Annotated in this window: 6 protein-coding genes, 1 tRNA gene and 1 pseudogene; 5 read left to right on the plus strand and 3 right to left on the minus strand. The window is 61.2% G+C overall.

Annotation, left to right across the window (positions count from 1 at the left end; all coding sequences use genetic code 11):
• Positions 1–116: 116 nt before the first annotated feature.
• Together OA56_RS07230 and OA56_RS07235 are read left to right on the plus strand one after the other, a co-directional pair.
• Positions 117–1,172, plus strand: a pseudogene (locus OA56_RS07230) (glycosyltransferase); the annotation flags it as partial.
• A 261-nt stretch (positions 1,173–1,433) separates the two neighbouring features.
• Positions 1,434–4,163, plus strand: a complete 2,730-nt coding sequence (locus OA56_RS07235) for a glycosyltransferase (RefSeq protein WP_461584362.1) — start codon at positions 1,434–1,436, stop codon at positions 4,161–4,163.
• Positions 4,164–4,237: 74 nt separating this feature from the next.
• On the opposite strand, the gene OA56_RS07240 is transcribed toward OA56_RS07235, so the two are convergent.
• The 3 genes from OA56_RS07240 to OA56_RS07250 form a co-directional block, all read right to left on the minus strand.
• A complete protein-coding gene (locus OA56_RS07240) occupies positions 4,238–4,516 on the minus strand; it encodes a Txe/YoeB family addiction module toxin (protein ID WP_055424015.1) in 279 nt (92 codons plus the stop codon).
• Positions 4,506–4,763 (minus strand): type II toxin-antitoxin system Phd/YefM family antitoxin, encoded by a 258-nt coding sequence (locus tag OA56_RS07245; protein ID WP_055424016.1) that lies wholly within the window; start codon positions 4,761–4,763, stop codon positions 4,506–4,508. Before OA56_RS07245 ends, OA56_RS07240 begins: the two co-directional genes overlap by 11 nt.
• Before the next feature lie 232 nt (positions 4,764–4,995).
• Positions 4,996–5,064: transfer RNA gene (locus tag OA56_RS07250), tRNA-OTHER, on the minus strand.
• 140 nt (positions 5,065–5,204) lie between these two features.
• Between OA56_RS07250 and OA56_RS07255 the strand changes: the two genes are divergently transcribed.
• From OA56_RS07255 to OA56_RS07265, 3 genes are all read left to right on the plus strand, one after another.
• Entirely contained in the window at positions 5,205–6,509 is a 1,305-nt protein-coding gene (locus tag OA56_RS07255; protein WP_461584356.1) for a tyrosine-type recombinase/integrase, read from the plus strand.
• A 144-nt stretch (positions 6,510–6,653) separates the two neighbouring features.
• The gene (locus OA56_RS07260) at positions 6,654–6,899 is read left to right on the plus strand and encodes a helix-turn-helix domain-containing protein (RefSeq protein ID WP_461584358.1); all 246 of its coding nucleotides are present in this window, start codon (positions 6,654–6,656) and stop codon (positions 6,897–6,899) included.
• A gap of 220 nt (positions 6,900–7,119) precedes the next feature.
• The gene (locus tag OA56_RS07265) at positions 7,120–9,999 is read left to right on the plus strand and encodes a DUF3987 domain-containing protein (RefSeq protein WP_461584360.1); all 2,880 of its coding nucleotides are present in this window, start codon (positions 7,120–7,122) and stop codon (positions 9,997–9,999) included.
• Positions 10,000–10,405 lie beyond the last annotated feature (406 nt).

Below are 10,405 nucleotides of genomic sequence, written 5' to 3' on the forward strand. Positions count from 1 at the left end.
TCAATGCAATCGTCCGGGACCTGACAGATATTGCAAACGTCTCAAGTAAGCGGTACTGTGCACGCAGTCGGTGCTTCTTGTCAAGCTAGATGATTTGATAACGAAAAGGTGTTCGGATGGGTGGGAAAATATATTTGAATATTACCTACGGCTTGTCCAACAAATTGCCAGGATTCATCAATATCAACAGTGAGCCTAGTGCAGATGTGCAATGGGACGTGACGCAAGGTCTGCCGTTTAAGGATTCCTCGATCGACGGAATCTACAGTGAACGTTTTGTCGAACATTTGTCGCAGCAGCAGATTTTTGCATTTTTACGGGAATGCCGAAGGGTTTTGCGTCCAGGCGGGGTATTGCGGCTGGTAACCTCCGATTTGGCAGAGATCATTCGTCAATATGAGAATGACAATTGGCGTCAGTCGTTACTGGATGATGAAGGATTTTCTTGGATCCGAACGAAAGCCGAATATGTGAATGTGCTTTTAAAGGAACGCTGGATCGTCGATGAAGAGGAATGGATACGCGTTGCCAGTTGGGTAGGATTGGAAGATTCGATGCGTTGTGTCCCTGGAAAAAGCAGAGACGAGTATTTGGTTGAGGTAAATTTTCATGGCACCTCGTCTTTGATAATGGAATTTCAACGTCGGATCGATGTGGTTTCAGATAATCCTTTAGTATCGATCATTATTCCGGCTTTTCGGTCGGATTTTTTTAGCGTGTGTTTGGACTCTGCGATTCGTCAGACCTATCGAAATATTGAAATCCTTGTACTTGACGACAGTCCAGGTTTTGAGATCGAAGAAATTACGCGGCAATTCATGGTACATGATGTAAGGATTTTATATTGGCGGAATGATCCGCCATTGAAGGAGAGTTGTAATTTACAGCGTGGCATCAAGCTGGCAAGGGGTGAGTTTATCAAGCCGCTCTACGACGATGATCTGCTGGAGAATGATGCAGTTGAACGATTGCTGAAAATTTATCGGGAAATTCCTGATGCCCGCTTGGCGGCTGGCCGCAGGATTCCAATAGATGAGGCAGGGGATCCTTTGGATGAACGACTGCTGGGGGAGCCTTTGTCTTCGGTAGATGGGCGTTTGCGAGGTGAAAGGGTCATCGGACATGTGTTGTATACGGGCACGAATTCGATAGGTGAACCGACTTGCATGATGTTTCGTCGCTCGGATGCATTGGCGATTGATGAATCGTTGATCATGAATCTGTTTGATCGACCCTGTTGGGGGATGGGGGATATTTGTCTTGCGCTGCATTTGCTGTCAAAAGGCGATTTGGCTTATATTGCGGAACCGATCGCCCGCTTTCGGATCCACGGCGGACAAAGCCAACGGCAAGAGGGATTTTTGGAGTTGGCGCTACCAACATGGGACTATGTCCGTCAGCAGGCAGTTCGGTTGGGATTCCCGCTGGCACCTTTGAGTACATGGAGATCGCAAGAAACGGAGATACCGCAGCAGGAGCGGGACCTCGCCAATCCCTACACCACCTACCTCACCCGCCATCGCTCCCCCTTCCATCCCGACGACCCGCTTCCCGCCGACAGTCCCGTCGTCACTTTCGTCGTTCCCTGTTCCAGCGCCGAGCTGCCGCTGCTAGCCGATACGCTCGATAGCCTTGGCGTGCAGTCGGCGCCTTTGTGGCGGCTGGTGGTGCTGGCCGATGCGCCGGCGCCGGATGCGATGTGGGAAGAGTTGCCGATGCTGCGCTGGCGGGCGCTGGCTTCTTTGGAGGAGATGGGGGGAGCGCTCGGGGAGGAGCTGGAGGCGGTGGCTTCGGGCTGGGTGTCGGTGCTCGCGCCGGGGGTACGGCTGGTGGCCGATGCGGTGGAGCAGCTGGTGCGCCATGCGCTGGCGTTTCCGCAGTGGCGCTTGATGTATGGCGATTCGGACACGGTGGATGCGGACGGGGCGCGGCGCGATCCGCTCTTCCGGCCGGACGTCAATCTGGACCTGCTGCGTTCGATGCCGTACCTGGGCCCGTGCCTGTGGGTGGAGCGCGAGGCGTTTGCGGCGGTGGGGGGCTTGGGCGAGCACGGGGGGGCGTGGCGCTACGATCTGGCGCTGCGGGTGCTCGATGCGTTTGGCGAGGAGGCGATCGGGCACGTGGACGGAGTGCTCTATTCGCTGCCGACGGGGCGCGAGGAGGGGGTGGACGAGCCGGCGCACCGGCAGGCGCTGGCGGCGCATCTGGCGCGCCGGGGGCTGGAGGCGGAGGTGGCGGAGGGCTACGTGCCGGGCACTTGGCGTGTGGTGTATCACTGGCCGCGGCAGCCGCGCGTGTCGATCATCATTCCCACCAAAGACCAGGCGGATTATCTCCAGTCCTGCGTCGAGAGCATCCGGGCGAAGACGGCCTATCCCGACTATGAGATTCTGGTGGTGGATAACGGTAGCACCCAGCCGGAGGCGCTCGCCTATCTGGAGCGCCTGAAGGCGGACGGGGTGCGGGTGTTGCCCTATCCCAAGCCGTTCAATTTCTCGGCAATGTGCAATCTGGCGGCGCGCGAGGCAAGCGGCGAGTATCTGCTCTTGCTCAACAACGACACCGTGGTGCTGCAGGAGCATTGGCTGGAGCGCATGGTGGCCTACGGCCAGCGGCCGGACGTGGGCATCGTGGGGGTGAAGCTGATGTTTCCGCAGCCGCCGACGGTGCAGCACGTGGGCGTGATCCTTGGGTTGGGCGGCATTGCCGAGCATCCGTATCTGGGCTTGCTGGGGCTCACCGAGGGCGGATACATGAACCGCGCCTTGGTGGATCAGGATCTCTCGGCGGTGACGGCGGCGTGCCTCTTGATCCGCAAGTCGGTGTGGGAGGAGGTGAAGGGGCTGGACGAGCAGGCGTTTCGCGTTTCCTACAACGATGTGGATCTGTGCCTGAAGGTGCGCGAGCGCGGCTACAAGATTCTGTGGACGCCCTTCGTGGTGCTGGTGCATCACGGCAGCGTGAGCCAGCAGCAGGAGGCGGCGGAGCCGGCCAAGGCGCGCAAGGCGCAGCAGCGCTTTGGCAAGGAGCAGGAGGCGATGCTGCGCAAGTGGCTGCCGCAGCTCGCGCGCGATCCAGCCTACAACCGGCACTTGAGCCTGACGCACCGCGACTACCGCGTGGAGCCGGAGATCGTGGTGAATTGGGAGCCGCGCTTGCCTTCGGAGAAGGTGCGGGTGCTGGGCTGGGAGCAGTTGAGCGGGGTGATCGAGTACCGCATCAAGCAACCGCTGGAGGGGCTGTGGCAGGCGAGGGCGGCGGAGCGCAGTTTCATCCACGCGCCGGGGGTGCGGCAGACGCGCATTCCTTTGCTCGTCGAGGTGGAGCGGGCGAAGCCGGATGTCTTCACCGCGAGCGCTTTTTTGGAGCTGAGCGACCATCTGGAGACGGTGCGCCAGGTGCAGGAGGTCGCCAGAATTCCTTTCCTGTTGCATCTGGACGATCTCATCAGCGAGATTCCGCGCCAGAGCGAGGTCTATGAGCACCGCAACACGCCGGGCGAGATGAAGCGGGTGGTGCGCACCGCCGACCGGGTGGTGGTGACGACTGAGCCGATCCGCTCGGCGATCGAGAAGTATGCCCGCGAGGTGCGCCTGATTCCGAACTATCTGCCGGGATGGGTGTGGAATGGGTTGAAATCCGAGCGGAGGGTAGGGCCCAAGCCGCGCGTGGGCTGGGCCGGGGCGATGCAGCACGCCGGGGATCTGGCCCTGATCCGCGAGGTGGTGGAGGCGACGAGCGAGGAGTGCGACTGGGTCTTCTTCGGCATGTGCCCGGAGGAGCTGCGCCCCTTCGTGAAGGAGTTCCACCCCTTCGTGCCGTTCGAGCAGTATCCGGCCAAACTCGCGAGCCTCGACCTGGACCTGGCGGTGGCGCCGCTGGAGGTGAATCGCTTCAACGAGTGCAAGTCGAACCTGCGCCTGCTGGAGTACGGCATCCTTGGCTGGTCAGTGGTGTGCTCGGACGTGCTGCCCTATCGCGGCGCGCCGGTGACGCGGGTGCCAAATCGGCCGGAGGCCTGGCTCGAGGCGATCCGCGCCCGCATCCACGACCTGGACGAGGCGCAGAAGGAGGGCGAGGCGCTGCAGCGGTGGGTGCGCGAGGGCTGGATGCTGGAGGATCACCTCGGCGAGTGGATCGAGGCGTATCGGTTCGGGGGGTGATGAGTTGCCCATGGGTCTGGGGCGCAGCATGCCCCAGGGGATAGGGCAATAAGTGGGTGTTTTGGTTTACTTGGTTACTGGTAGTGGTAACGACAAGCAATCACTACCAGGGCCTGCGCATCCACGCAGTAGACCAGCCGGTGGGTATCGTCAATGCGCCGCGACCAGAAGCCCGAAAGGGTTTCCTTGAGAGGTTCGGGTTTGCCGATGCCTTCGAATGGGTGGCGCAGGCAGTCCTTGATCAGGGCATTGATGCGCTTGAGCGTCTTGCGGTCCTGGCTTTGCCAGTATTCGTAATCCTCCCAGGCGGCCAGGGTCCAGGTGAGCTTCAGTAGCTTGTCTTCACTGGGCATCGACCAGGTCCTGCTGCTTCACCTGTCCCTGGCGGTACTGCTCGATCGAGCGGGCCAGGTGTGCCGCATTGGCAGGCGATTTCAGCAGATGGACAGTTTCCATCAGGCCGTTGAATGTGTCCAGCGACATCACCACCGCATCGGGGGCATCCCGGCGTGTGATGACCGTGTAGTCGGCATCGTCGATGACCTGATCGATCACCTTTTTAAGGTTGTTTCGTGCCTCAGAGAAATTCACTACGCGCATGACGAGAGCCCTGCTTCTATTGTGCGATTTACTGTACAACTATAACGCATTGCGTGCATGCGTGCAAGAGGGTGGGCTCATAACGGGAGGATGGTGCGGTACGAGGTGGCAGCGGGTGTGATCGAAGCGAACCATGGGTTCAACCGTCCTCTCCCTACCCGAGAGGTACACTGCACGTACGCGGCAGATTTTCGAGTATGACGACGAAGCAGTAACTTATTGATTTTCTTGATGGGCCCAGCTGGATTCGAACCAGCAACCAACGGATTATGAGTCCGTCCCAGTACCGATTGACCACTATTCCATTCTGTTGATAACATCCATGTAAATCAACAAGTTTTCCGAAAACGCTTTCGGCGAAACGTTGATCGGCATGGGGTGTTTTTCACCAAAACCATGTACACAACTTGTACACGGCACCAATGGACTGGGGGATCGATCATGGCCAAGGTTCGACTGACGGCGGGGCGGGTGGCTGGGTTTGCTTGCCCTGAAGGCAAGCAGCAAGCCTTTCTGCGGGATTCCGAGGTGCCGGGGCTGCTGCTGCGCGCAACGGCGGCCGGTTCCAAGGCCTACGTCTTCGAGGCGGTGCTTTCTGGAAAGGTGATCCGCGTCACCATCGGCTCGCCAGCATCCTGGACGCTGGATGCGGCGCGCACCGAAGCGCGGCGGCTGCGCATGCTCGCCGATCAAGGCATCGACCCCCGCACCGAGCGCGAGGCAAGGAAGCAGGCGCACGTCGAGGCACGCCAGAAAGAGGCCATCGCCGAGACCCCCACGCTCGAACTCTGGCGCGCCTACTGCAAGGATCGGCGCGAGCGGTGGGGCGAGCGCCACTATCTCGACCATGTGCGCATGGCCGACCCCGGCGGCACGCCACGCAAGCGCGGTGGCGGCGTCACCCAAGCGGGAATCCTGCACGGCTTGCTGTGCCACCCCTTGGCGGGGATCACGCCGGAGCGCATCGAGCAATGGTCGCGCGCCGAGGCGAAGTCTAGGCCTACGCAAGCGCGGCTGGCGCTGCGGCTGCTCAAGGCGTTTCTTCGGTGGTGCGCCGATCGCCAGGAGCTGCGGCCGATCCTGGAGCAGACGCGACCCCTGAGCGCGGCACCCAAGGCGCGCGAGGTACTCGGCCAAGCCAAGGCGAAAACCGATGCGCTCCAAAGGGAACAGCTGGAGGCCTTCTTCAAGGCGGTGCGCGCACTTCCTGATCCGGCGGCATCGGCCTATTTGCAGGCGTTACTGCTCACGGGGGCGCGGCCGACGGAACTTCGCATGATCACGTGGGAGCACGTCGACTTCCAATGGCGATCGCTGCTATTGCGCGACAAGGTGGAAGGCGAGCGCATCATCCCCTTGACCCCTTATGTTGGCTCGCTGCTTGCGCAATTGCCAAGACGCGGCCGGTACGTGTTCATGACGGCTCGCAGCACCGACGCACCCATGAGCCACGCCAACCACGCACTGAGCCGGGTTTGCATCATTGCAGGCATCCCCCACGTAACCCCCCACGGCTTGCGCCGATCCTTTGGCACGCTGGCGGAGTGGGTGGAAGTCCCGGCGGGGATTACCGCGCAAATCATGGGACATAAGCCAAGCGCCATTGCCGAAAAGCACTATCGAGTACGTCCATTGGACCTATTGCGCACATGGCACTCACGCATCGAACGCTGGATTTTGGAGGAGGCGGGAATCTCGGCGCCAGAAGAGATCGAGGGGCCTGGGTTGCGTGTTGTTTCTAGTTGATTGATTGCAAAAGAGATTATTTTTTTGCGTTCCCCATGAACCGACGATACAATCCCGATCACTCGCGATGAATGTTCTTCCACCAAGGGGAAACGCGAGTCAAACGGCATCTCGCCGGTCCATTCAACCTGGAAAGGAAACGCTATGACAGAAACCTTGAAACCACTTGAGCAAGAAACGCGCGCCTATCTGACCACGGCCGAAGCGGCCATGCACTTGAACTTGAAACCGCAGACGCTGAGGAAATGGGCATGCCATGAAACGGGGCCAATCCGTCCACGAAGGATCACCAATCGCCTGATGTGGCCAACAGCGGAGATTCGACGACTTCTTGGCCTGGAAAACGGAAACGGCGGAGGTTGCGCAACCAACCCCCGCCGTGAATGCTGAACCACTTTTCCCAAAAAAACGCCGGGTGTTGGCAGCACCCGGTTCTTTCAGACACCCCCCATTTTTTGGGGTGGCGGTAACTCCCACTCGAGGATAGTTACATGGACAAGTTTACCTTTGCGATAACTCTTAGTCAACCGCACTTAACCCCCTTTGAAGTGCGCTTCACCCTTCACCAATCTTCCAATCTGGTGGCGCGCTCCACGCCGGAGGTGGCGCCATGAATACCGCAACGGCAACCCCCTATTTCCCGGAACAAGGCGCCACGCTCGAGGAGGCACGCGAGGCGCTCTTTGCACTCGACCCGGACTGTGACCGCGCCGACTGGGTGAAGATCGGCATGGCGGCCAAGGCGGCGGGGCTGGACTTCGACGACTTCGACCGTTGGAGCGCTGGCGGCCGAACCTACAAGCCGAAAGACGTGCAAGCGGTATGGAAGAGCTTTTCACCAAGCGGCGGCGTCACCGAGCGCACCTTGTTCAAGCTGGCGCGGGATGCCGGGTGGCGGCCTGAACGATCGGCGCCAATCTCGCCAGAAGAGGCGGCACGGCGCCAGGCGCAAGCCGAGCGGCGGCGGCTCGAGCGCGAAGCCTCGCGCCAGAAGGAAGAGGCCGAGGCCGAGCGGCGGCGGCAGGAAACGGCCACGCTGGCGGCCAGGCTTTGGGATGCGGCCACGCCGGTCACGCCAGGCGATCCGCACCCTTACTTGGAGCGGAAAGGGGTGCTCACCGATCGGCTGCGTGAAATACCCGCCGAAGAGGCGGCGCGCATTCTGGGATGGAGGCCTGAGGCAGGCGAGCGCGGCGCGCTGGCGGGACGGCTGCTGGTGATCCCCTTGGAGCGCGACGGCGCCATTGCCACGTGCGAGCTGATCGACGGCGACGGCCGGAAAACGTCCTTGCCAGGACAAGGCACCAAGAGCGGCACATTCTGGCCGGTTTGCGGCCTTCCCGACGGCAACGGCGACGGCGCCACGATCTTGGTGGGGGAAGGCGCGGCGACGGCGCTATCGGCTCATGCGGCCACGGGATACCCGGCAATTGCGGTATCTGGCACTGCCAACTTGCGCCGAGCGGCCGAGGCCATGCGCACCCGCTACCCGGCGGCGCGCGTCATCGTCCTTGCCGACCTGGACAAGGAAAGCGGCACCCCGTGCGCGGCGGCGATCAAGGCGGCGCAAGAAACGGGATCGATGCTGGCGGCGCCATGCTTTGGCGAAGAGCGGCCGGAAGGCGCGACCGACTTCAACGACATGCACCAAGCGCAAGGACTGGCGGCGGTGCGCCAGGCGATCGAGGCGGCGACCGAGCTTGAAGAACCCCAAGCGGAACCGATCGACGAATCCACCCTGGACGACGACGCGCGCCACTTGTTGGAGGCGCTGCGCGCCATCAAGCCAAGCGCCATGCTTGGCAAGCACCCTGCCGAGCACGTCATCGGCTTGGCGCTGCGCCACGTCGCCAGCGGAATCGAGGAATCCATCGGCCGTGCGCTGGCGCGGGAATGGGATCGGCTCACCGGCGGCCGATCGGCGGCCATCTTCGAGGCGGCCGACCCGAACTATTCGGCCACGGCGCCACTGACGACGGCATCGATCTTCAAGCTGGCCAAGGCGTGCGGCTGGAGCGGGGAAGTGCCGTGGAGCGAACCGGAACCGCTCATTGCCGACGTCGAGGCGCTCGATTACCCGCTCGATGCGCTCCCCCATTCGATCCGTGCGGCGGTGGAGGAAGTGCAGGCATACGTGCAGGCGCCGGTTTCTCTGGTGGCCACCAGCGCGTTGGCATCGCTTTCCTTGGCGATCCAATCCGGCTTTGATGTTCGGCGCGCCGACAAGCTGTGCGGGCCTTGCGGGTTATTCCTGCTCACCATCGCCGAATCTGGCGAGCGCAAGAGCACGATCGACGGCTTTTTCATGAAGGCGATCCGCGAGCACGAACGCGAGGAGGCGGCAGCGGCGGCGCCTGTAATGGAACAGTACATGGCCGATATGGAGGCTTGGGAAGCGAAGCGCCAGGGGATCAAGACGAAGATCACGAAATATGCTGGAAGCAAGGATACCAAGGAGCTGGAGGAATCCTTGCGCAAGCTGGGACGCATAAAGCCGGAGGCGCCAAGGGTTCCACGCTACATCTACACCGACACCACGCCGGAGGCGCTCGCGTTCGAGCTGGGGAAACGGTGGCCAACTGGCGGCGTCATCTCATCGGAAGCCGGAATCGTCTTTGGTGGCCACGCGATGGGTCGGGATTCCGTCATGCGCAACCTTGCTTTGCTCAATCAGCTATGGGATGGAGCCGGGTTGCGGATCGACCGCCGAAGCAGCGAATCTTTTGAGGTGAATGGCGCGCGCCTGACCGTGTGGCTGCAGATTCAGGAACAAACGCTGAGGGAGTTTTTCACCAAAACGGGATCGCTTGCCAGGGGAAGCGGCTTTCTCGCCAGATTCTTGGTGGCATGGCCGGAATCGACTCAAGGCACGCGTTTTTATCAGGAACCGCCAAGCCATTGGCCAGCGCTCGCGGCATTCAATACGCGGCTCAAAGACCTGCTTGCTCAACCGCCAGCGTTCGACGAGAAAGACGTGCTCAAGCCGGTTACGCTCCCCTTGTCACCGGAGGCAAAGCAAGCGTGGATCGCGTTCCACGATGCCATTGAATCCGAGCTGGCAACTGGCGGCGAACTGCAAGACGTGCGCGACGTGGCATCGAAGATCGCCGAGAACGCGGCGCGGATCGCGGCGCTGCTGCACGTCTTCGAGCATGGGGGCGGTGCCATCAGCCTGGAGAGTTTCGAGCGCGCCAGCAGGATCGCGGCATGGCACCTGAACGAATCGCGCCGATTCTTCGGCGAGCTTGCGCAACCGCAAGACATCTCGGATGCGGCGCGGCTCGATGCGTGGATTCTCGCCTACTGCCAGCATCAGCGATCGGACAAGATCGGGAAGCGTTACCTGCGCCAGTATGGACCCGTGCGGGACGGCGAGCGGCTCGATGCGGCTTTGGCATTCCTGGAGGAATTGGGAAGAATCCGCCAGCGCAAGAGCGGCAAGCAAGCCACCATCGAAGTCAACCCGCGCTTGCTTGGGGGTGCAGCATGAAGCTTGCCGAACTAGTGCGGAAGAGGGAACGACCCCTTGCTACGCTCGCTACGGTTGCTACACATGAGGCAAGGACTGTACCCGAAAAAAGGGGTGTGAGAGATACCCCCCTTGCTACACTTGCTACAGTTGCTACACATGAGGAGGCGCAAAGCACGCAAGCGCGGGTGGTTGAACCGCCAAGCGTAGCAAGTGTAGCAACTGTAGCAGTAGCAAACCTTCCAACCACGAATTTGCAAGGAGGTGGAGAACGCGCCACCACTTGGCGCATTCGCTACATCGACGGCACCGAGCGCGTCATCGCCTTTTCCCCCGCCAAGACGCGCGAAGAGGTGCTGCACGCCGAGACGGGCGCGGTGGAGGCGGCGGCGTACGTGCCAGGGAAAACGCCACCGGAACGGCCGTT

Source organism: Tepidiphilus sp. HLB4 (genome assembly GCF_054823945.1).